The organism is Alteromonas sp. 1_MG-2023, assembly GCF_030547075.1.
In the GTDB taxonomy this organism is placed as follows: Bacteria; Pseudomonadota; Gammaproteobacteria; order Enterobacterales; family Alteromonadaceae; genus Alteromonas.
This window is the reverse complement of record NZ_JAUOQH010000013.1, coordinates 112,557-134,139: the sequence shown is the minus strand read 5'-3', so window position 1 is coordinate 134,139 and position 21,583 is coordinate 112,557. Positions and strand designations below refer to the sequence as shown.

Sequence of the window (21,583 nt, the reverse complement as noted above, 5' to 3'; positions counted from 1 at the left end):
AACTAGATATGCAATTTAACAAATTAGGCGGTAGCGACTTATCGGTATCGGATATTTGCCTTGGAACCATGACTTGGGGTATTCAAAATACTCAACAAGACGCGGATGAGCAGTTAGCAATGGCAATTAGTCATGGTGTAAATTTTATCGATACCGCCGAAATGTACCCTGTACCGCCTAACGACAAAACTTATGGCGACACAGAGCGTATTTTAGGGAACTGGTTATCAAGAAACCAAGCGGCCCGAGACTCTCTTGTTATCATGACAAAAGTTGCAGGAAGCGGATTAAGCTACATCAGAGAAGGCGGGCCTATTACGGCAAGCGCTGTTGAATCTGCGTTGAACGATTCGTTGAGTCGCTTAAATACCGATTACGTTGATGTCTATCAGTTGCATTGGCCTAATCGCGTTACTCCGCACTTTGGCAAGCATTGGCCTGATCGCACTAACCCTACCAAAATCAATAAACAGCAAGAAATTGATGGTATGCGAGATATTTTAACCGGTATTAAAAAGGCTTTAGACTCTGGCAAAATTCGCCATTGGGGATTATCTGATGACACACCTTGGGGTATCCACACCTTTTTGACCTTGTGCAAAGAGATGAATATTCCTCAACCGGTTTCCATTCAAAACGAGTTTAGCTTACTGCATTTGAAAGACTGGCCGTATCTTATCGAAATGTGCGCGCTTGAGAACATTGCCTACCTACCTTGGTCGCCGCTTGCTACAGGTATGCTAAGTGGTAAGTACATGAACGGAGATAGACCCAAAGGTTCTAGATGGACACTGGTTCAGCGCCAAGGATTATTCAGAGACAAAGAGCCCGCTCGTGAAGCCACCGCTCGTTATGTTGAAATTGCCAAGCGAGCAAAGATTACCCCGTCGCAATTGGCTTTAGCATGGTGTAAACAAGTGCCAGGTGTGACTTCTACCATTATTGGCGCTACTACCACTAATCAGTTGGCTGAAAACTTATCTGCGTTTTCACTTAACCTTGATGAAAGCACATTGAAGCAAATAGGTGAGGTGGTTCGCTGCCATCCGCTAGGTTATTAGATACTGGTAACAAAAGGTGTAAACGTTAGAGCGAAAGTTTCTAATATTACGGGCCAAGTCATAACGACTTGGTGCCAGCCCTAAACACAGCCTGTCTTACCCAAGAATTGCAGTAAGGTTATAAATTGCGGTGATTTTATACTGTCGACGTTGGTCATTTATCTGTCACAACTTCGTCATAGTATGAATTCACTGTTATTTATTGACTGTCATTTCCTATGTCTCTATCAGATTCGCCTCTTGTTTGTGAAACCGAAACCCAGCATGGTAACTGGCGCCGTTGGCTACTGCTTATTGGCCTAGTGTATTTAATGTTGTTGGCCGTCAGCATGATAGGAAGCGGCTTCAAACTTGCCGCAGGCGATCAAGCTAAAACACTATTCACGTTTGCTAGTAACCCCATCATGGGGTTGATTATTGGCATGGTGGCTACCGCGCTCATTCAATCTTCAAGTACGGTCACCTCTATTATTGTCGGCATGGTAGCGGGTGGCTTACCCATTACCATTGCCGTGCCTATGATGATGGGAGCGAATATTGGTACCAGCATCACCAATACGTTAGTTAGCCTTGGGCATGTCGCCAGAAAGGATGAATTCCAACGGGCATTTAACGCCGCCACTATTCACGACTTTTTTAACGTGATGTCAGTGTTTATATTCCTGCCTCTTGAAATGGCGTTTGGCATTTTAGAACACACCAGTGCGTTTGTTGTATCTATGCTAAATGCGGGGGGCACAATGGGGATTGATGGGTTTAATCCAATTAAGGCAATCACCCAACCTGCGCTTAATATCGTAACAGGCATGGTAAGCGGTTTACCTTCTGTCTACCCCGGTATCGCTAAAATCATCCTTGGTATTGGGCTTATTGTTACTTCAATTACCTACATGGGGAAAATTATGAAATCTCTCATGGTGGGTAAGGCAAAAGATATTTTGCATAAAAGTATCGGAAAGGGGCCTATTTCGGGAATTTCATCAGGCGCGCTAATGACAGTGTTAGTGCAGTCTTCTTCTACCACCACTTCGCTGGTGGTGCCATTGGTGGGCAGCGGAATATTAAAAGCAAAAGATATTTATCCGTTTACCCTTGGCGCAAATGTTGGCACCTGCATTACCGCGTTAATTGCGGCGCTGGGTGTGGTGGGTGTGAATGCAGGTGTTGCATTACAAATTGCCATTGTGCATTTGCTGTATAACGTTTTTAGCGTAGCGTTAATTTACGGTACGCCTATGTTACGCAACATACCGTTAGATTTGTCTTACAAACTATCGGTAATTGTGGCCGAGAAAAAGTTTTACGGTGTCGCTTATATCGGTGGGTTATTTTTCTGTATGCCGCTAGGCATCATATTTATATCGGTTTAGATAGTTAGCCTTTTTCCCGAAAAGCCTATCAAACTAAAGCGCATTCGACATTAAAAAGCCCGGGTAGTGGGGTTCACCCAATTACCCGGGAAACTACGTCGCATTTAGGCCGCAATTAATATAAAGTTTGGCAGATATACACTAGAACGCGTATTTTGCAGAAACCTGTAGACGGTTCATGTCACCTTCCAATCCTTCTTCAATTTCGCGATGTGCAAATGCATACTCCGCGCCGAAGGTCAGGGCTTTGGTGGGGGAATACAGCAAATTCGCACGAGCACTATAGCTACTTTCGGTCACACTAAGGCCGGTAAGGGTTGTGTCGTTATCGATATCTAATGCTGAGAACATAAAGCTGCTTCGCATTCTGTCGTTCCAAAGATGACGGTAAGCAATGGCGTAGCCCGTTGAATCTATGGCTTCTAAATCACCATCAGCGGTTATCACTGCACCATTTGAAGCATTCAATGCGGTATATCTTCCTAAGCCTTGACCTGTATTCACCATGAAGCGAATATCGTCACCGTTCGATAGTTTATACTTTCCTGACAACGCTACCCCATAACTGGTCTCATCGGCATCTATGCCGCTTCCGTCATCATAAGAAAGTTGGCGCACTAGGCCTGCAATTTTCACGTAGCCCCAATCCTGGTTACTCGTATAGGCTGCTACAAAGTCAGGAACCGCGTTATCGTCAGCCACAATGCGGCTACCACCACCATTAGGTGTAACTGTGGTTTCAGGATTTTCTAAGGCTAACTGCAAGCCTCCATTGGTGTATCGCACCATCACTTGTCTGCCAAATGAAATACCATCGGTAACACCGATGAAGTCTAGCGACTCGGGAAGTGAACCCACATCCATAAATGTGGTCCAAGTTTGGCCAACTAACCACTCTTTATATTGAATGTAGGCATGTCGAACACGGGGCGTATATGAGTTACTAATACGTTCATCGCCACCGCTGGTGACAATAAAGTCTAATTCCAGCACACCTTTTATCTCATCGCCTTCTGCTGTGGGTGTGTTCGTGCTGAACCTAAATCGAGACTGGCGAATATGTGAATCGAATTGGGTGCCTTCATCGCCCCCCGATACAGGGGTAAGTGAAGGGATGTAAAAATCTCGTCCAATACTACCGGACCCTAGGGTGCCTTCTGAGTAGTTGCTAACCATAGCATCGGCTTTTATATAGCCAGTAAATTTAACACTGGTGTCGCCTATGGCTGCGGCGCTAGCAAGTGTTGCATTAGTCGCTGCAAGTGCTAACGAAACCGCTAGCATCGAGTTTTTTATTGTGGCTTTCATTTTATTTGCCCTAATATGTGGTTAAATAAATGTAAATTCAAAGTTAACTTTCATAGATTTGCCGACATTGATGCAAATTGGAATAAGCGAATGGTCGCATAAGACTATAGTCGTATTATGCGAAGAGTTGAATTCCTAAGACTAAAGTCCATTATTCGTAAGACCAAAGTCTCATTTTACTTTATAGTCTAATCATTACAGTGTTTAGTCTATAAAAGCATTTCACATTATTGATATTGGAGGCAATTTTTTATGACTGCCAGTAAGGTTTTCTCTGTACCTGACGCGATTAAAAGTACAACCCATTTAACGGATGCTCAGTACGCTGAGATGTATGCTAACTCTGTTGCGCACCCTGAGGCTTTTTGGGCTGAACACGCAAGCTCTTTAGAATGGTTCAAGAAACCGACCAAAGTGAAGAATACCCATTTTGGTGATAACGATGTGTCGATAAAGTGGTTTGAAGATGGTGAGTTGAATGCAAGCTACAACTGCATCGATCGCCATCTCGCAACTAACGCCGATAAAGTGGCCATTCACTGGGAAGGTGACTCGCCTGAAAACAGCCAAGATATTACCTTCCAAGAAGTGCATGATGAAGTATGTAAATTAGCCAACGCACTTAAATCTCTTGGTGTGACGAAAGGCGATAGAGTAGCTATTTATATGCCTATGGTGCCCGACGCTGCCTACGCCATGTTAGCGTGCGCTCGAATTGGCGCTATTCACTCAGTTATTTTTGGTGGTTTCTCGCCTAATGCTATTGCTGATCGCATTAACGACAGTGATGCAAAGGTGGTTATTACCTCCGATGAAGGCCGCCGCGCTGGTCGTTCTGTTCCATTAAAAGCGAATGTAGACAAGGCATTAACGAATAATGCGTGTCCTTCAATTACTCACGTCATCGTGAAAAAAGTGACAGGCGAAGATGTTGCTTGGAACGACAACCACGATGTGTGGTGGGACGAGTTGGTTGCTGACTGCGCCACTGAATGTGAGCCGGAAGTGATGAATGCGGAAGACCCGCTGTTTATTTTATATACCTCTGGTTCAACTGGTACCCCGAAGGGTGTGGTGCATACTACCGGTGGTTACTTGCTTTATACCGCCATGACCTTTAAATATGCTTTCGATTATCAAGAAGATGATATCTACTGGTGTACTGCCGATGTAGGTTGGATTACAGGGCATAGCTACATGGTGTATGGCCCAATGATCAATGGCGCATCGCAGGTGTTTTTCGAAGGCGTTCCTACTTATCCTGATGTGCGACGCATCGCGCAGGTGGTAGAGAAATATAAGGTGAACAGCCTTTATACAGCACCTACCGCCATTCGTGCCCTTATGGCCCATGGTGACAAGCCTGCAGAAGGCTGTGACCTATCATCGTTGCGCTTACTTGGAACCGTGGGTGAGCCTATTAATCCTGAAGCGTGGGAATGGTATCACCGTGTAATTGGTCAAGGCCGTTGCCCTATCATGGATACGTGGTGGCAAACAGAAACTGGCGGTCACATGATTACGCCTTTACCTGGTGCTACGGCATTGAAGCCGGGTTCTGCCACCCGTCCATTCTTTGGAATTCAGCCCGCGCTTTTTGATGCTGAAGGCAACGAACTAGAAGGTGCCGCTGAAGGTAACTTGGTGATTAAAGATAGCTGGCCAAGCCAAGCTAGAACCGTATATGGCGATCATCAACGTTTCATCAGCACCTACTTCAGTGCGTACAAAGGCGTGTACTTCACGGGTGATGGGGCAAGACGTGATGAAGACGGTTACTACTGGATCACAGGGCGGGTGGACGACGTATTAAACGTATCAGGCCATCGCTTGGGAACTGCTGAAATTGAAAGTGCGTTAGTGGCTCACCCTAAAGTGGCTGAGGCTGCAGTTGTTGGTTTCCCTCACGATATTAAAGGGCAGGGTATCTATGTTTATGTTTCACCTATCGATGGTGTAGAGGTGAATGATGCGCTTACCACAGAGCTTAGAAATTGGGTTAGACAAGAGCTAAGCCCCATTGCGACGCCGGATAAAATTCAATGGTCGACAGGCTTACCTAAAACTCGTTCCGGTAAGATTATGCGACGTATTTTGCGTAAAATTGCGGCGAACGAACATGAGCAACTTGGTGATATATCTACATTGGCGGATCCGTCAGTTGTTGATACACTCATTGAGGAGCGATTGAACAAATCATAAAGGATAATGCAATGACAACCCTGTTGATTGCCGATGATCATCCGTTGTATCGGGATGCCTTAAGAGGCGCTTTGTCATTGTCTTTACCAGCGCTGACGTTAACTGAAGCGGGCGATTTAACATCTACAGTCGATATCCTCAATAGTGAGGATATCGACTTGTTGCTGCTTGATTTGCACATGCCTGGTAGCAATGACCTTTTCGGGTTAATTCACATTCGTAAGCTATTTCCTGATGTGCCGGTGGCAGTGGTGTCTGGCACTGAAGATACGCAGCTAATTTCCAAGATCATGAGCGCAGGCGCTTTAGGTTTTATACCTAAAACCGCCAGTTCTGGTGATATCGCGAATGCAGTTCAGGCAATTTTAGATGGGGATGTATGGCTGCCACCTAATTTGAGCGACAGTGTGGACGAAATTGACGAGGAGTTTTCTGAGCTTGCAGATAATGTGGCTTCGCTAACGCCCTCTCAATACAAAGTATTGTGTTTTATGCGTGATGGATTGCTGAATAAGCAAATCGGCTATAACTTGGATATTGCAGAAGCCACCGTGAAGGCGCATGTTACGGCTATATTCAAAAAGCTGGGGATAAACAACCGTACTCAAGCAGTATTAATAGCGTCGCAGTTAGAGCTAGAGCCGCCCGCTACAAGTGATCATTAGTTCTCTTTAAATGGTTCTGAGTCACCAGTAAGTGCATCTAGTTTGAAATAAGTAAGGTAGCGGCTTAATGCTACTTTACTATGCTCACTTAAGAGTGGATTGTTAAGTTCAACAATTGTTCGTCCACGCATTAATGACATACTTTCTTCATAAACAGGCTGGGACATTAAGATTTTCTGAAACTCCCCCGATTCAAGTAAAATAGTTAAGCCTTCAGCAATTCGGTTGGCTAATCCCTCTTGATCCGATGCAACAAAATAAAACAACGGGCTTGGGTAGGATATCAATAGATTGGGTTCAATCTTTAGCTCACTATCTGCTGGTTGATTTTCTAACTCATGTTGTATTTCCATCACACTGCGGGGAAACATGTCCGCAAACCCTTCTGAAACAATTCGAAATGAAGCTTTGTATGTGGTTTCCAATACTGGGATTTTATTATGCCTAAAAATACGCGTGTCGGGCCAATCGTAACCTTGTACTGCCCTCATTAATTTTAGCTTTTCGAGTGACAAGGGCTCATCAAAACGGTTGTCGTTGGCCCTAATAATCATAATTCGCTTGCCAAACAAACCGGCCATTATGGGGATCGGAACAGCCCGGTGCTGTTTTTCTCTATCGGCAGAAGAAACGCTCCAAGTAATATCTAACATATCATGTTCAAGGCTTCTAAGTTGCCGCTCTTGCGCTGCTTCTTGATGGCTTACTTGCAAATCAAAAGTGCCGTATTTGCCTTGTGTCACAGTCAGCGCTTTTGCTAGAAGTGTTTTAGCATAAGCGTAAACAGGATCTCTACCTGGGTGAACATTGGGAAGTCGGAAGGTTTTATGGGGGAGTGTTTTTTGAGCCGAGGTGTCTAAAGACAAGCCGTTAACCCCAGAAGCTTTCGCCAAAGGCTTTATCGCCAAAGCTTCTATCGCCGAAACATCTGAAGGTGGTGCTTCCATTTTGGGGGCGCTAATAAGATCTGAATTTTGGTAAAACGTATTTTTACTATGTTGAGGTGTAGCAGGAGAGAATAATGACTCTCCAGCTACATTCAAAGGGGCGTATAGCGCACTGACTAATAAAGATAACAACACGAGTATGCTTCGGCTATCCATTTTACTTATCATTGTTTCTGCTATCAGTCCTTTCCAGTTAGTAAAAAATCGTGCTCGGGGTCAACCAAGAAATGACCACTCATGGCCTCTCTGCCAAGTAGCATTAAGTATGTCATTTCAGAGCGGTCGGTTAGGGTTAACTGAATATCCCACTGCACACTATCCATAACTATAGGCGTAATTATTACATAGCGCTTCTCTCTGGTAGCAGTAGAGCTTTTAACTCGCTTTTTTCCTTCGACTTTTACTTCTCTCTTAACTACGCGATCAACATTATGAATGTCAGGGTGTATATCGAAACGGATCCAAAGTTCGTCATCTACTTCAAACTCTTCAATATTATCTACATGTAAAGAAGAGGTAGCTGCTCCGGTATCTACCCGAACATTTAAGTCGGTAATCGTAAATGCAGGAAGGTCGCATAACTCAACCACACCCACTACTTTTTTATGTGTCATTTATTTACCTTCAATCAAGTATACTCCGTTTCACCTGGTAGCAGATTGTCCTGTAATAACTCAACATGTTCTGCCACTGTATCGGGTTGTGAGAAATAGGCTATGTGATACACCGCTTCGCCTTCTTGGGTAAGGGGAATATTTTGCTTGCCCACTACCACACCTTCAGCCGGACTTTCGATACTGGCTAAATAGCCGCCAAAGGGGTCGGCAATAGTCGCCAGTTTATCTCCCTTGTTTACGTGATCGCCTAATTGCGCCAAGTGGGTTACAAAGCCACTTTCTGTGGCCCGTATCCAGCCACTTTGGCGGGCAATAAAACGTTCAATACTATGACCCTTACTACGACTTTTATTCAGCATGCCTAAATGACGCATGGTATTAATAATACCGCGAAGGCCTGCGCGAATAGAGAATTCATCGTATCGAAGCGCTTGGCCTGCTTCATAGAGCAAAATTTTAACGCCGCTCTCGCTGGCGGTTTCACGTAACGAACCTTCACGTAGCTCAGCGTTTAGCAACACAGGTACACCAAAGGCTTTGGCCATTTCGAGTACTTCTGGGTCGTCTAAGTCGGCACGAATTTGCGGTAAATTACTGCGATGGATTGCACCGGTATGCAGGTCTATGCCTACATCGCACTTTTGCACAATTTCTTTTAAGAACAAGTTGGCTAGTCGACCGGCCAGCGAGCCTTTCTTACTGCCAGGAAAGCTGCGGTTTAGGTCGCGGCGGTCCGGCAAATAACGCGACTGGTTCAACACGCCGTACACGTTAACCATGGGTACCGCGATAAGCGTACCTCTTAGCCGCTCAATCGCTCGTGAGCGTATTAGCCGGCCTACAATCTCAATACCATTAAGCTCATCACCGTGAATCGCGGCACTCACAAACATAGTAGGACCAGGGCGTTTACCTCGGGTTACGTAAACAGGAATACTCATGTTCGTCGCGGTGTATAACGGGGGCATCTCCAGTTCTATCTTTACTGATTCGCCTGGCGCAATACTCTGCCCACCGATAACTAAATTATCTACTGCCACTTAGCCTTTACCTCGAGTCTTAGTTTTGTGCGGCTCTGCACTTTTTTCAATAAATTCAATGATCATACCGGCCACATCTTTGTTGGTAGCCTTTTCAATGCCTTCTAGTCCGGGCGATGAATTTACTTCCATCACCACAGGCCCGTTGTTTGAACGTAAAATATCTACACCACAGCAATTTAAGCCCATGGTCTTGGCCGCATCTACCGCTGTTTTTCGCTCCGCGGGGCTGAGTCTTACTAAGCTGGCTTGGCCGCCTCTATGAAGGTTTGAGCGAAACTCACCCGGTGCCGCTTGGCGCTTCATCGCCGCAACCACTTTACCGCCAACTACGAAGCAGCGAATATCAGAACCGCCCGCTTCTTTAATGAACTCTTGCACCAAGATACTGGCGTTTAATCCCATAAAAGCTTCAATAATTGATTCTGCCGCTTTATGGGTATCGGCCAATACCACACCAATACCCTGGGTACCTTCAAGCAGTTTAATGACCACAGGTGCGCCGCCCACGGTTTTGATTACGTCTTCTATTTTGTCTGGGTGATGGGCAAAGCCAGTACGCGGCATGCCAATGCCTTTGCGCGATAACAATTGCAAAGAACGCAACTTGTCTCTTGAACGGCTAATCGCCACAGATTCGTTAACGCTGTACGTGCCCATCATTTCAAACTGGCGTACTACCGAGGTGCCGTAGAAAGTGACAGAAGCGCCAATACGAGGAATAACTGCATCGTAGTAAGGTAGCCGCTTTCCTTTGTAACGTACCGAAGGACGAGAGCTGGTTATATCCATATAGCAATGCATGGTATCGATAACATCGACTTCGTGGCCGCGAGCGCGACCAGCCTCTACTAAGCGAGAGGTAGAATAGAGGCGAGGGTTTCGAGATAAAATCGCTATGCGCATTGTAAATTGCCTGTTCGTTATTAAGTGGGTAAAAAGGTGCTGTCTAATCATTAGCATCTTTTTAAGTGCATAGCCAGATTAGTCGGTGTTCAGCAAATTGGCGCGCATCATAAAGCAGGTTTTATTAATGGTCTTACGAAATATTATTGTGGTGGCGACAGTAATATCTGGATGAACTTGAAAACGTTACGCGATAGCATGGGGTAACATGAGGATATTATGAGTCTTTTACTATGATGCAGTGGTGGCAGGAGGTAGTGGTTTGGCTTACAGCCTATCAATCAAACCTTATTTGGAGTGGGTTGGTTTTACTGTTTTATTTAGCAGCATCAAGAAAAATTCTACCCAAGCTTGAAACCAATATCGAAAAAACCAAATTAAAGTCTACTAGTGCGATTAAAGGATTATTTGCTGCGCGAGTTATTGTGGCAACAGTGTCATTGGCCTTATTGCTTCTTGCGTGGGGAATAGACTTCTCTGGCCTGTTGGTATTATCAACATCCATTATTACGGTAACCGGGGTAGCGCTGTTCGCCAGTTGGTCATTAATAAGCAATATTACCGCTTATTTTATACTGTTAACTAACGTGGCGTATCGTCGCGGTAACTTTATTCGCATTCTCGATGGCGATAACTTTATAGAAGGGTATATCGCCGACTTAGGGCCTTTTAGCACCCGTTTGGTGACCTCTGAACGTGAAACATTGATGTACCCTAACAACCTTATTTTAACGCGTCCTGTGCTTATTAACCCTAAATCAGCGTGGGGCACTATGGGTAAAGTAACGCCAACGGCTGCTACCTCTAAAGCCGATGAAAAAGCGGATAAGCCTAATAAAAAGGGCAGCCCACAAAAAATCCAATAAGCTACTCGTTATCCGTATAATGTGACTCGCGAATATGGCGAGTCATGCTTTGTAATAGCGCCCTGAGTTTTGCGGGTTTTAGCGGTTTAGATAAATAGTTCACCCCTTGCTCCTTACACTTAACCACCAAGTCTTCATCCGGCGTGGCTGTGATTAGCGCGGCGGGTAAAATGGCATCAAGTTGGAATCGAATTTTATCGATTAAGGCTAAGCCATTTTGGGCTTCATCGTTGCTGAGTTGGTAGTCCATTAATAATATATGGGGTGTTGTTTCTTCAATAAGCGCTAGCGCTTCATCCCACGAACCAGACAACATTACCTTAATTCCCCAGCGGGTTAATAGGGTTTGCATTGCATCTAGGTTTTCTCGTTGGTCATCAACACAAAGTACCTGTAGGCCAGTGAAAGTCGTGGTTTTGGGCTTAGCAGTGATGTTTTCCGCCGAACCCGCTTGGGCTTTTGGCAGGGTGAAGGTAAAGCAACTGCCTTTTTGCGGCGAGGACGATACCGAAATATCGCTGCCTAATTGCTGGCTTAACCTACGTACTACACCAAGCCCTAGCCCGATGCCGTGTTCGCTACTTTGATTAATGCGATAAAAATCACTGAAAATATTGACTACTTTATCTTCCGATATGCCAATCCCCGTATCGTAAACACGAAACGAAACCCTAGTGTCGATTGGTTTTATTACCAGTAAGACTTTACCGGTTTGGGTATATTTCACTGCATTTGACAGCAAATTTTGCATGATTCGGTACAAATAGGTTTTATCTGCCATCACCCAAACCGGTTTTACCCATACTCGCAGTAATAAGCCTTTTTCCAATGCCCGCATTCTTATATCGTCAATAAGCGGGCTTAGTAGTGCTTGCACATCAACTTGCTCAATATCAGGTTTCATTTCGCCTTGATCTAGGCGGGAAATGTCTAACAGTGTACCGATAAGCGCTTCACTTGAGGTCACGGAATGATGCAATTTTTGAATGATTTCATGAACACTAGTAGATAACTCTTGCTCCTCTAGTGCCGAAATATATAACTTGGCGGCATTAAGAGGCTGAAGTACATCGTGGCTGGCCAGCGCAAGAAAGCGGGTTTTACTGGCATTGGCATCTTCAGCAGCCTTTCGTGCTCGTATTAGTTCAGTTTCCGCGCCAGAACGCCGCTCTATTTCCAGCCTTAATTCGGCGTTAATAGTATGCACTTCTTCGGTACGCCGTTTAATTCTGGCTTCTAAGTCTATGTTGGACTCTTCAAGAGCTTGTTGAATTTCAATATGGTCAGTGATGTCATTAAAACTGGTTACAAACCCGCCTCCGGGTAAGGGATTACCCACCATCTCTATCACTCGGCCATCTTTGCGCTGGCGTTTAAACCTATGCGGTGTACCTGAGCGTAAATGTTCAAGGCGTTTTTCTACTTCCGCTTCTACATCCAACTTGCCAAATTCTCCCTGCGATGCATTAAAACGGATAAGTTTCTCTATGGGTATGCCTACCGCAAGAAAGTCTTCAGGGTAGGTGTATAGCGCTGCGTATCGTTTGTTCCATGCCACTAAATTTAAGTGCTTATCGACTACGCTAATACCTTGGTCCATGTTTTCCAGCGAGGTCAGAAGCGCCGTCATATTAAATTGCATTGCTTGGGTGGTGTCGTCGAAAAAGTTAATCACTTCCGTGAAATCCATTTTCTTGCCGCGTAGTGCGCTGTCTAATAACACTTTAGCGCTAGATGCACCTATAACACCGCCCAGTGCACGTTCACAAAATGTAAGGAAGTCTTCATCTGGAGAGGCTTGATGGTCAAGAGAGCAGCTATTGTGATGTTGGTATTGCTCGATAAGTTGTTCGCAGCGCCCTGTGCCCATGAACGTGGTAAGCAGCGTGATAAGGTCTGATACGGTTACGTTACTACTCGCGCCTTTTATCACGTTATTTTTGACCACGGCTGGCGAGACAAAGGCTTCTGCTTGCATTCTATCGATAAGCCTCTGCGGGGCAAACCACGAGAAAATTATGTAAACCACCGTATTTGCACCAAGGCTTATCATCGCGCCTTGGCTGATAAGTTCGTTATTGGCAAATTGTGATGTTTGCTTTCCTACCAACGGGAATACCAACCACAATACCCAAAGTATTATTCCCACTAACAAGCCCGCGTAAACGCCATGGGCATGCGCACGTTTCCAATATAAGCCACCCAGAATAGCCGGCATTAACTGAATTACTAATGAAAATGCAATCAGCCCAATAGAGTGTAACGAACGGCTACTGGTCATTTGTTGGTGATACAGAAACGCCATCAGTAGTATGAAACCAATAACAATGCGCCGTATAAGGCGTATTTGTGCGGAGAAATCTTTCTTCTCAGAGGGGTTACCACGAAACGCTAAGTAGCGAGGCAAAATTACATCGTTAGTTAACATGGTGCTAAGGGTGAGGGTCGCCACAATTATCATCGCGGTAGCGGCAGATAACCCGCCCACAAACACAATAACCTGCAGTAATGCTGAACCCGAGAACATAGCAAGAGAGAGTACGTAAGAGTCTGGCTCAACACTGGCACCTGAGAAAATAGCTTTGCCAGCAATCGCGATGATAGGGATAACCGCAGAAATCACAGCAAGATAAAGCGGGAATAACCAGCGGGCTGTTTTTAAATGGGAAAGACTCAGGTTATCGATAACCGCCACGTGGAATTGGCGAGGCAGGCACACAATCGCAGCTGCGGCCATGATGGTTTGGGCAATAAAGTTGAAAGAGCTAAATTGCGACAGGGCGGCGCTATTTATAAAGGTTTCTAAAAAGGGGCCGGTTTCAGTTTGTCGCCACGCGCTATACCCCACGAAAGCGACTAACACCAATGCTAACAATTTAATTATAGATTCAAAGGCGATAGCCAGCATCAGGCCGCGGCGGTATTCCGTTACATCGGCATGCTTAGTACCAAAATAAATCGCAAATATTGCTATAAATGTAGTGGCGGCAATAACAATAAAGTTGCTGTCTGGCTGCTGAGTAAGTAACTGAAAGGTTGAGCCTATCGCTTTAAGCTGAAGAGCAATGTAAGGGATGGTGGCTAGCAGCGCTATGACCGTTACTAACAAGGCTACGGTTTGGCGCTTCCCATATCGAGACGCGATAAAATCGGAAATAGTGGTGATGTGTTGCTTCTTGCTCACCAAGGTCATTTTATAAATGAAGCGATACCCAAGCACGTATACCAGAATGGGACCTAACATGATGGGCAGGTAAATCCATGTGTCGCGACTAGCTTGACCTACCATGCCGAAAAAAGTCCACGCCGTACAATAAATAGCGAGTGCCAGTGAATATACTGCTGGGTGCGAGGTTAACGCCCGTGCTTTAGGTGAGTTTTTATCTCCCCAACTCGCCAAAGAAAAAAGTAAAAATAAATACAGTACCGCCAGCGTAACCCAACCGAACGTCATGAACTTCCTCTAACAAAATATTAACAAATGTGTGTGTATTATAATCATTTCGACCATGGTCTACCTACGACCATGGTCTCATTTGGAATTTTTAAAGTGAGGTCTAGAGTATATGTCATGCTCCTAAGTGCTTTAATTTTGCCGCTTTAAGGCCGGTTCGGTCTGAATGTAAAGCTTGGCGAAAATGTTAGCAAAGCCGGGCGTTAGGAAAATGTAAAAATAAAACAACTGATTAACCTGACATGAGGACGGAACAATGGCATTTAGAAATGATGACGATAAAAAAGCATATTGGAAGGAGAACTTGTCTCTTCTTGCCAAGCTTTTATTCGTTTGGTTTGTGGTGTCGTTTGGCGCCGGCATAATTTTTGTCGATGCGTTAGACACTATCCACTTCTTTGGCTTTAAATTGGGCTTCTGGTTTGCGCAACAAGGTTCCATTTATGTATTCGTCGCTCTAATTTTTGTTTATATGTCAAAGATGAAAGCGATGGATAAACGTTATGGCGTAAACGAGGAGTAATACCATGGACGTTCAACTACTTACATTTATAATTGTAGGCGCAACATTTGCGCTATATATCGCCATAGCCATTTGGGCTAGAGCGGGTTCCACCAACGACTTCTATGTTGCCGGTGGCGGTGTGCCTCCCGTACTAAACGGTATGGCTACAGCTGCAGATTGGATGTCGGCAGCATCATTTATTTCAATGGCTGGCCTCATTTCCTTTATGGGATATGATGGCGCGGTTTACCTAATGGGATGGACCGGCGGCTATGTACTACTCGCCTTATGCCTAGCACCCTACCTACGTAAATTCGGTAAATTTACTGTACCGGATTTTATTGGTGATCGCTACTACTCACAAACCGCGAGAACCGTCGCCGTTTTCTGTGCCATCTTCGTTTGCTTTACCTATGTAGCAGGGCAAATGCGAGGTGTTGGTGTGGTGTTTAGTCGCTTCTTAGAAGTGGATATTGTTACTGGCGTGGTTATCGGCATGGTTATCGTGTTTTTCTACACGGTACTTGGCGGAATGAAAGGCATTACCTACACCCAAGTTGCGCAATTTTGTGTAATGATTTTTGCTTATATTGTACCTGCGGTATTTATATCTATCATGGTAACCGGCCACATTCTTCCCCAGACAGGATTTGGCGCAACGCTCGCCGATGGATCGGGCATGCATTTGCTGCAGAAACTCGACAATCTCTCGGTGGAACTCGGCTTTCATGAATATACCTCCGGGAGCAAAAGTACCATCGATATGTTCTTCATTACCTTTGCCTTAATGGTAGGTACTGCAGGGCTACCTCACGTTATCGTTCGCTTCTTTACGGTACCGAAAGTACATGATGCACGTAAGTCGGCTGGTTATGCCCTCGCGTTTATCGCTATCTTATATACCACGGCGCCTTCGCTAGCTGCTTTTGCTCGGGTAAACATGATTGAAACCATTAACGGGCCTGAATTAACCGGAACGAGTTATGCCGAAGCACCATCGTGGATTAAAAACTGGGAGCAAACTGGGCTTATCGAATTTACCGATAAAAACGGTGATGGTGTTATGTTTTACTCTGGTGATGAGCGCAACGAAATGAAAGTTGACCGTGACATCATGGTATTAGCTAACCCAGAGATAGCAAATCTACCTGCTTGGGTAATCGCATTGGTAGCCGCAGGTGGGGTTGCTGCAGCATTATCTACGTCAGCTGGCTTATTGTTAGTTATCTCAACATCGGTTTCACACGATTTATTAAAACGAAACTTTATGCCGAATATTACTGACAAGTCAGAGCTATTTTTCGCACGGCTTGCGGCTGGGGTAGCCATTGTAATTGCCGGTTACTTTGGGATAAATCCACCGGGCTTTGTAGCGCAGGTGGTCGCCTTCGCGTTCGGTCTGGCGGCATCCAGCTTCTTCCCCGCCATCATTATGGGTATATTTAGTAAGCGAATGAATGATAAAGGCGCTATATCGGGCATGATTGCTGGTATTGCTTTCACCGCAGCCTACATTATTTACTTTAAGTTTATAAACCCTGCTGCGAATGTACCTGAAAACTGGTGGTTTGGTATTTCTCCAGAAGGTATTGGTACCTTGGGTATGATGGTTAACTTCCTTGTAGCGTTCTTAGTCTTTAAATCTACAGATGAAGCACCGGAAGAAATTCAAGAGTTGGTAGAAAGTATTCGTTATCCAAAAGGCGCTGGCGAGGCATCCGCTCACTAGTCGCTAGGTTAAGTGCGAATGACTAATGGTAAGTGTCAAAGCTTGCCTGTCAGCTAACCCGCATGACCTATATTAAACCAATCCGCTCAAAGAGGAGACTCTAAACAGCGGGTTGGTTTTTATCATTTTAGGAGCATAATCTATGACAGTTGTTGCCCAACAAGTTGCCGATTTTGTTACCGCTTCAGCCCCCTTCGATACCCTTGATATTGATTCTCTTACTAATTTATTGAGTTCTGCAGAACTGCTCTATGTGACACAAGAAAACCTAAACACGCTAATTGGGCCCCAAATTGGACAGTCCCGCCGTGTTTATCTCATTCAAAGCGGTCAGTTTTCGGTAAGTGTGGGGCAAGAAAGTCAGCGGTATGTAAGTGAAGGCGATTATTTCGGTTTTCAGAGTGTTTTAGACGAACGAGATTATTCTTTATCGGTCACAGTAGAAAACCCTGGGCTTATATATAGTTTTGAGGCTGGCGCCTTTAAGGCACTGCTTAGCCACCAAAGCATAGCGGGTTTTTTCCATGGTTTGCGACACGATGTACTGCAAAACCAAGCTATCACCGACTCTAAGTCAATGTGGTTATATAAACCGCTTAATGAAGTCACGGAAAAACAACCTATTAGCGCTGATGGGAATACGTCTATTCAGCAAGCCGCTCAGTTAATGACAGATAATAGAGTGTCTTCGCTTTTAATTACACAGGCGGGGCAGTTGGTTGGTATTGTTACCGATAGGGATCTTCGCTCTCGTGTGGTTGCGGCGGGCATTGCATTATCTAACCCTGTTAGCAGTGTAATGACCCCATCGCCGGCACACGTTGCCAATAACTTAACTTTGTTTGATGCCATGGCTTTAATGACGGAAAAAAATATTCATCATTTGCCTATATTAGATAAAGAAAGTCATGAACCTGTAGGCATGGTAACGGCCAGCGACATTGTTCGGCATCAACGAGGTAGTGTACTTTTTATTATTGGTGAGTTGTCGAAAGCCGATAGCTTATATGCGTTAACGCGTTTAGCGTGGCAGATACCTCATTACTTCTCCGCCCACGCTAAACATGCTGGTGACTATGATATTGCGGGCAAAGTGCTTTCCCAAGCCACCGATATTATGACGAGAAAGCTGATTGGGTTCTTTCAAAAAGAACATGGTAAGGCCGACATGATGTTTTCGTGGTTAGTGTATGGTTCACAAGCAAGAGAAGATCAAACGATGGGATCGGATCAAGACAACGCTTTGTTATTAGCCGAGCCGCCCACTAAAGCGCAAGCCGCCTACTTTGCTGCCATGGCCGACTATGTCTGCAAAGGATTAGGGATGTGCGGTATTAAGCTATGCAGTGGCAATATTATGGCGAGTAACCCTGAACTTCGTCTTTCGCTGACACAAGCCGTAAAACAAGCTCAGCAATGGGTAAATGCGCCAACCAAAGATGCCATTATGCACTTTAATATTTTTCTTGATGTACGTTGCGCCGCGGGTGATGTGGGATTGTTCAAAAGCCTGCAACGCCAACGTATGCCTTTGCTCAAACAAAGTTTGTTTCTGGCAGCATTGTCTCGCCATGCTAATGAAGTGTCTGTCCCGCTTTCTTTGTTTCAAAAGTTCACTTATGAAAAGGGAGGCAAACAGAAAGATACCATCGACTTGAAAGTAAGAGCCGTTGCATTAATTAACAATATTGCTCGTATTTATGCTCTTGCAAGTGGCGTAACGGCACCAGGCACCCTCGCTCGATTATCTTTGCTGCCGGATAACTCGGAGCTTTCAACCAAAGATGCAGCAAATTTACGGGATATTTGGATATTCTTAAATCGCTTACGTTGGCGTCATCAGCTTCAAAATAACGTGGCTGATAACAGTATTTCAGTTTCATCGTTATCATCTATTGAAAAACATCAACTTAAAGCCTCGTTTCAAGCTATCGAAAGAGCGCAGAAAGCTATAGTCATGAATTTTTCTGGTGGTATGGCTTGATGGTATTGCAGTGGCTACGGGCATTCCTAAGTAATGGGTTTTTTAGGCCCGGGCATAGTGCCTTGAAACGGTTTAAGGGTGCGACGATCAAAGACACCACACTCATGTCTATTGATTTAGAGCTTACCTCGTTAGATGCCAGTAAAGCTGAAATCACCTCTTTTGGCTGGGTGTGTGGACGCAATAGCAATATAGCCTTAGAAAGTAGTGCCTATAGTGTAGTGAAAACGAAGGCAACTTTAGGGCAAAGTCCCGTTATTCATGGGCTAACTCAAGATAATATTTCAAAAGGCGCGATGATAGAGGATGTACTGCACAAATTTATCAAACAGTTACCAGATCGCGTGTTGGTTATTCATAATGCAACGCTAGATTTAGCGGTGCTAGATGCAGTATTTAAGCGGTTGAACCTGCCCGCCCAAGAGGTGTTTTACATAGATACCTTACAGCTTGCACTCTATCAACTTAAAAAAGAACACGAAGTGGTACCTAGAAACAGCGCGACGTTAGGGGCATGTTTGCAAAGGGCTGGCTTGCCAGAGGCACCTCAACATAATGCGTTAGAAGATGCCATGGCTGCGCTATTGCTGTGTTATGCACAATTAGCAGCTTTAGGGTTAACACCACAAAGTTGTTTAGCAGATTTATCACATACACTGGCACTTGGAAGAAAAACTTTAGGGGAAAGGAAAGACTAAGGCTCACCTTTGAATGTAGACTCTAGATCTCTGTTTCCAATACCTCGTGAGCCGTTTCATCACTGGCAACAACACAGTTTCTTCCTTTTGCTTTTGCTGAATACAAACTTTTGTCAGCCTGTAACATAACAAAGTCGATAGTTTTATTGTCGTTAGGCTTTTTCGTAGCAACGCCAGCACTAATGGTTATTCTGGAAAGTTCTGAAGCGGCATGGGTAATATCTAATTCGTACACCGTTTTTAATAGCCGTTCGGCAACAATAGCCGCTCCTCTTTCGTCGGTACTAGGTAAGATAACTAGGAATTCTTCACCACCCACACGAACTAATTTGTCCATCGGGCGCAATAAACTTACGTTAATCGACTCGCTAAGTTTCCATAAGCAGCTATCGCCTTCCAAATGACCATATAGATCGTTGTAGCGTTTGAAAAAATCAATGTCGAATAATATTAGTGAAAGGGGAGACTTATCTCGCTCACTATTTCGCACACAACGAGGAAGGTAGTCTTCCAAATAATGTCTATTGTAAGCCCCTGTTAATCTATCTATATAAATGAGCTTCTCTAACAAATCGTTTTTGAGTTTATGGTTTAGGTGAGCTTTTACTCGGTTTTGCAACGTGCAGGCATTAATAGGTTTGGTAACAAAGTCCACGCAGCCAGAATTCCAGCATTTTAACTGGGCTTCATCTGTGGTTGTTGCGGTAACAAAAATAATAGGGATATCAGATTTGCTGGGGTTTTCACGTAAGGTCTTTGCAAGTTGATGACCGTCCATGCCAGGCATATGAACGTCCATTAGGATTAAGTCGGGTGTATTATCTTCGCAATATAATAGCGCCGCTTCACCAGATGAAACGGTAGTACAAGTGACCATCTCTTCAAGGAGTCCTTCAAGAATCATTCGAGAACTTGCTTGATCATCCACAATTAATAGATGGCAGTCGGATAATGTTCGTCTATTTGCTTGCTCAATAAACATGAGAGTCCTTTACCTACAGCGCAGCCAATTTCTACTATGTTCTAACACTGCAACCAGACTAACGTGATAAGGGCAAGAAGTGCATTAAACAAAAGTTTAATAATCAGTAAATTTACTTCGTCAAATTATCGATATAAATAGATAAACAAACAATAATAGGTTGGAGAGTAGCCCAATCATGTAAAAATAAGATCTTGGACTAGGGTTACTTTCAGTTGCCACTGCATAATACAACGCCATGTGAAAAATTCTGCACAGCGCATAAACCCAGATGAATACAGCAAGGTAAAATGGGGATACGCCAATAAACATACAAAGTATCGCTGGGATAACAAATTGAACAACGTTTTCGAGCGAGTTGTGGAAGGTTCTATGACTTCTAAATACAAAGCTATCGTGACTCAAGTTGTCAGCCACTTTCCCAGGTATATATGATGATTGTTTACGATGTGCCACAGCAGCGACAATATTTTGAACCAATACTGTGAACATTATTATCGCAAGTCCTGCAATAGAATAGGTATAAACAGTAAACATAGCGCCTCCTTGTTATGGCTGAATGTTATACGGTCTAAGAGGAAGTTATGGATCTGATGATTAGGATTGGATAGTTACAAGTGGGTGGATATAAGGTGGGCGGGTAGAAGATGAACAGGTAGAAGGTAAGCAGCGAAACCCGCCACTTACCCAAAAAAAAATACTATAAGGCTTCTTTAACTTCAGCTGGAAGCAATACGGTATCGATAACGTGAATAACACCGTTAGTTGTTTTAACATCGGCTTTAATCACAGTGGCATCATTAATCATCACTTTACCCATAGCGGTAACTACCTTTACATCACTGCCCTCAACGGTAGTCGCACTCGTTAGAGACATAACATCTTCAGCCATGACCTCGCCCGATACTACGTGGTAGGTAAGCACCTGAGTTAATAGTGACTTATTTTCGGGCTTCAATAGCATCTCTACGGTACCTTCGGGTAACTTAGAAAAAGCTTTATTGGTTGGAGCGAATACCGTGAAAGGACCATCGCCTTTTAAGGTATCAACCAATTCGGCCGCTTTTACAGCTGCAACCAAGGTTGAAAACATCTCTTTACCTGCCGCAGTATCAACAATATCTGATTTCTCTGACTCCATATGATGCCCAGCAAATGCTGAAAGGCTAATTAAACTCATCATTACTAACGGGATCAACTTGCGCATAATTTCTTCCTTTAATTGTGATTGAAAAATGAATAGATGTAA

At 44.4% G+C, this 21,583-nt stretch carries 18 protein-coding genes; 9 read left to right on the top strand and 9 right to left on the bottom strand.

Annotated features, from left to right (window positions below; genetic code table 11):
• Nucleotides 1-8: 8 nt before the first annotated feature.
• A complete protein-coding gene (locus Q4561_RS14520; RefSeq protein ID WP_303461483.1) occupies nucleotides 9-1,061 on the top strand; it encodes an aldo/keto reductase in 1,053 nt (350 codons plus the stop codon).
• A 218-nt stretch (nucleotides 1,062-1,279) separates the two neighbouring features.
• A complete protein-coding gene (locus Q4561_RS14515; RefSeq protein ID WP_303461481.1) occupies nucleotides 1,280-2,431 on the top strand; it encodes a Na/Pi symporter in 1,152 nt (383 codons plus the stop codon).
• Nucleotides 2,432-2,572: 141 nt separating this feature from the next.
• Here the strand turns inward: Q4561_RS14515 and Q4561_RS14510 are convergent, their stop codons facing one another.
• A complete protein-coding gene (locus Q4561_RS14510) occupies nucleotides 2,573-3,739 on the bottom strand; it encodes a DcaP family trimeric outer membrane transporter (RefSeq protein WP_303461479.1) in 1,167 nt (388 codons plus the stop codon).
• Nucleotides 3,740-3,991: 252 nt separating this feature from the next.
• Between Q4561_RS14510 and acs the strand changes: the two genes are divergently transcribed.
• Both acs and Q4561_RS14500 read left to right on the top strand, forming a co-directional pair.
• On the top strand, nucleotides 3,992-5,941 hold the full coding sequence (gene acs, locus Q4561_RS14505; protein WP_303461477.1) for an acetate--CoA ligase: 1,950 nt from the start codon (nucleotides 3,992-3,994) through the stop codon (nucleotides 5,939-5,941).
• 11 nt (nucleotides 5,942-5,952) lie between these two features.
• The gene (locus tag Q4561_RS14500; protein WP_303461476.1) at nucleotides 5,953-6,606 is read left to right on the top strand and encodes a response regulator transcription factor; all 654 of its coding nucleotides are present in this window, start codon (nucleotides 5,953-5,955) and stop codon (nucleotides 6,604-6,606) included.
• Here the strand turns inward: Q4561_RS14500 and Q4561_RS14495 are convergent.
• The 4 genes from Q4561_RS14495 to rimK are packed head-to-tail and all read right to left on the bottom strand — an operon-like array spanning nucleotide 6,603 to nucleotide 10,116.
• The gene (locus Q4561_RS14495) at nucleotides 6,603-7,721 is read right to left on the bottom strand and encodes an amino acid ABC transporter substrate-binding protein (protein WP_303461474.1); all 1,119 of its coding nucleotides are present in this window, start codon (nucleotides 7,719-7,721) and stop codon (nucleotides 6,603-6,605) included. The two genes, Q4561_RS14500 and Q4561_RS14495, sit on opposite strands and share 4 nt — an antisense overlap.
• An 11-nt stretch (nucleotides 7,722-7,732) precedes the next feature.
• On the bottom strand, nucleotides 7,733-8,167 hold the full coding sequence (locus Q4561_RS14490; RefSeq protein WP_303461472.1) for a RimK/LysX family protein: 435 nt from the start codon (nucleotides 8,165-8,167) through the stop codon (nucleotides 7,733-7,735).
• A gap of 14 nt (nucleotides 8,168-8,181) precedes the next feature.
• Nucleotides 8,182-9,210, bottom strand: coding sequence for a succinylglutamate desuccinylase/aspartoacylase family protein (locus Q4561_RS14485; RefSeq protein WP_013782563.1), 1,029 nt, complete (start codon nucleotides 9,208-9,210; stop codon nucleotides 8,182-8,184).
• Complete coding sequence (gene rimK, locus Q4561_RS14480; RefSeq protein ID WP_126872872.1) at nucleotides 9,211-10,116, bottom strand: 30S ribosomal protein S6--L-glutamate ligase; 906 nt, start codon at nucleotides 10,114-10,116, stop codon at nucleotides 9,211-9,213. It abuts the gene before it with no gap.
• 233 nt (nucleotides 10,117-10,349) lie between these two features.
• Between rimK and Q4561_RS14475 the strand changes: the two genes are divergently transcribed.
• Entirely contained in the window at nucleotides 10,350-10,982 is a 633-nt protein-coding gene (locus Q4561_RS14475; protein WP_303461469.1) for a mechanosensitive ion channel domain-containing protein, read from the top strand.
• A 1-nt stretch (nucleotide 10,983) separates the two neighbouring features.
• Here the strand turns inward: Q4561_RS14475 and Q4561_RS14470 are convergent, their stop codons facing one another.
• The gene (locus Q4561_RS14470; RefSeq protein WP_303461468.1) at nucleotides 10,984-14,436 is read right to left on the bottom strand and encodes a PAS domain-containing hybrid sensor histidine kinase/response regulator; all 3,453 of its coding nucleotides are present in this window, start codon (nucleotides 14,434-14,436) and stop codon (nucleotides 10,984-10,986) included.
• Nucleotides 14,437-14,692: 256 nt separating this feature from the next.
• Here Q4561_RS14470 and Q4561_RS14465 point away from each other — a divergent pair, with 256 nt between their 5' ends.
• From Q4561_RS14465 to Q4561_RS14450, 4 genes are all read left to right on the top strand, one after another.
• Complete coding sequence (locus tag Q4561_RS14465; protein WP_303461467.1) at nucleotides 14,693-14,959, top strand: DUF4212 domain-containing protein; 267 nt, start codon at nucleotides 14,693-14,695, stop codon at nucleotides 14,957-14,959.
• Between the two features lie 4 nt (nucleotides 14,960-14,963).
• Nucleotides 14,964-16,670, top strand: a complete 1,707-nt coding sequence (locus Q4561_RS14460) for a sodium:solute symporter family protein (protein ID WP_303461465.1) — start codon at nucleotides 14,964-14,966, stop codon at nucleotides 16,668-16,670.
• Between the two features lie 142 nt (nucleotides 16,671-16,812).
• Nucleotides 16,813-18,654, top strand: coding sequence for a putative nucleotidyltransferase substrate binding domain-containing protein (locus Q4561_RS14455; protein WP_303461463.1), 1,842 nt, complete (start codon nucleotides 16,813-16,815; stop codon nucleotides 18,652-18,654).
• A gap of 62 nt (nucleotides 18,655-18,716) precedes the next feature.
• The gene (locus Q4561_RS14450; protein WP_303461462.1) at nucleotides 18,717-19,352 is read left to right on the top strand and encodes a 3'-5' exonuclease; all 636 of its coding nucleotides are present in this window, start codon (nucleotides 18,717-18,719) and stop codon (nucleotides 19,350-19,352) included.
• Between the two features lie 22 nt (nucleotides 19,353-19,374).
• Here Q4561_RS14450 and Q4561_RS14445 read toward each other — a convergent pair whose 3' ends face one another.
• From Q4561_RS14445 to Q4561_RS14435, 3 genes are all read right to left on the bottom strand, one after another.
• Entirely contained in the window at nucleotides 19,375-20,334 is a 960-nt protein-coding gene (locus Q4561_RS14445) for a diguanylate cyclase (protein WP_303461460.1), read from the bottom strand.
• A 120-nt stretch (nucleotides 20,335-20,454) separates the two neighbouring features.
• Nucleotides 20,455-20,871, bottom strand: coding sequence for an MAPEG family protein (locus tag Q4561_RS14440; protein WP_303461458.1), 417 nt, complete (start codon nucleotides 20,869-20,871; stop codon nucleotides 20,455-20,457).
• 163 nt (nucleotides 20,872-21,034) lie between these two features.
• Entirely contained in the window at nucleotides 21,035-21,541 is a 507-nt protein-coding gene (locus Q4561_RS14435) for a fasciclin domain-containing protein (RefSeq protein ID WP_303461456.1), read from the bottom strand.
• Nucleotides 21,542-21,583 lie beyond the last annotated feature (42 nt).

What these genes read in the sequence shown, in the direction of transcription:
- Q4561_RS14520 (WP_303461483.1), top strand. Translation starts at nt 9, where the DNA reads ATGCAATTTAACAAATTAGGCGGTAGCGACTTATCGGTATCGGATATT.
- Q4561_RS14515 (WP_303461481.1), top strand. Translation starts at nt 1,280, where the DNA reads ATGTCTCTATCAGATTCGCCTCTTGTTTGTGAAACCGAAACCCAGCAT.
- Q4561_RS14510 (WP_303461479.1), bottom strand. Translation starts at nt 3,739, where the DNA reads ATGAAAGCCACAATAAAAAACTCGATGCTAGCGGTTTCGTTAGCACTT.
- acs (WP_303461477.1), top strand. Translation starts at nt 3,992, where the DNA reads ATGACTGCCAGTAAGGTTTTCTCTGTACCTGACGCGATTAAAAGTACA.
- Q4561_RS14500 (WP_303461476.1), top strand. Translation starts at nt 5,953, where the DNA reads ATGACAACCCTGTTGATTGCCGATGATCATCCGTTGTATCGGGATGCC.
- Q4561_RS14495 (WP_303461474.1), bottom strand. Translation starts at nt 7,721, where the DNA reads ATGATAAGTAAAATGGATAGCCGAAGCATACTCGTGTTGTTATCTTTA.
- Q4561_RS14490 (WP_303461472.1), bottom strand. Translation starts at nt 8,167, where the DNA reads ATGACACATAAAAAAGTAGTGGGTGTGGTTGAGTTATGCGACCTTCCT.
- rimK (WP_126872872.1), bottom strand. Translation starts at nt 10,116, where the DNA reads ATGCGCATAGCGATTTTATCTCGAAACCCTCGCCTCTATTCTACCTCT.
- Q4561_RS14475 (WP_303461469.1), top strand. Translation starts at nt 10,350, where the DNA reads ATGATGCAGTGGTGGCAGGAGGTAGTGGTTTGGCTTACAGCCTATCAA.
- Q4561_RS14470 (WP_303461468.1), bottom strand. Translation starts at nt 14,436, where the DNA reads ATGACGTTCGGTTGGGTTACGCTGGCGGTACTGTATTTATTTTTACTT.
- Q4561_RS14465 (WP_303461467.1), top strand. Translation starts at nt 14,693, where the DNA reads ATGGCATTTAGAAATGATGACGATAAAAAAGCATATTGGAAGGAGAAC.
- Q4561_RS14460 (WP_303461465.1), top strand. Translation starts at nt 14,964, where the DNA reads ATGGACGTTCAACTACTTACATTTATAATTGTAGGCGCAACATTTGCG.
- Q4561_RS14455 (WP_303461463.1), top strand. Translation starts at nt 16,813, where the DNA reads ATGACAGTTGTTGCCCAACAAGTTGCCGATTTTGTTACCGCTTCAGCC.
- Q4561_RS14445 (WP_303461460.1), bottom strand. Translation starts at nt 20,334, where the DNA reads ATGTTTATTGAGCAAGCAAATAGACGAACATTATCCGACTGCCATCTA.
- Q4561_RS14440 (WP_303461458.1), bottom strand. Translation starts at nt 20,871, where the DNA reads ATGTTTACTGTTTATACCTATTCTATTGCAGGACTTGCGATAATAATG.
- Q4561_RS14435 (WP_303461456.1), bottom strand. Translation starts at nt 21,541, where the DNA reads ATGCGCAAGTTGATCCCGTTAGTAATGATGAGTTTAATTAGCCTTTCA.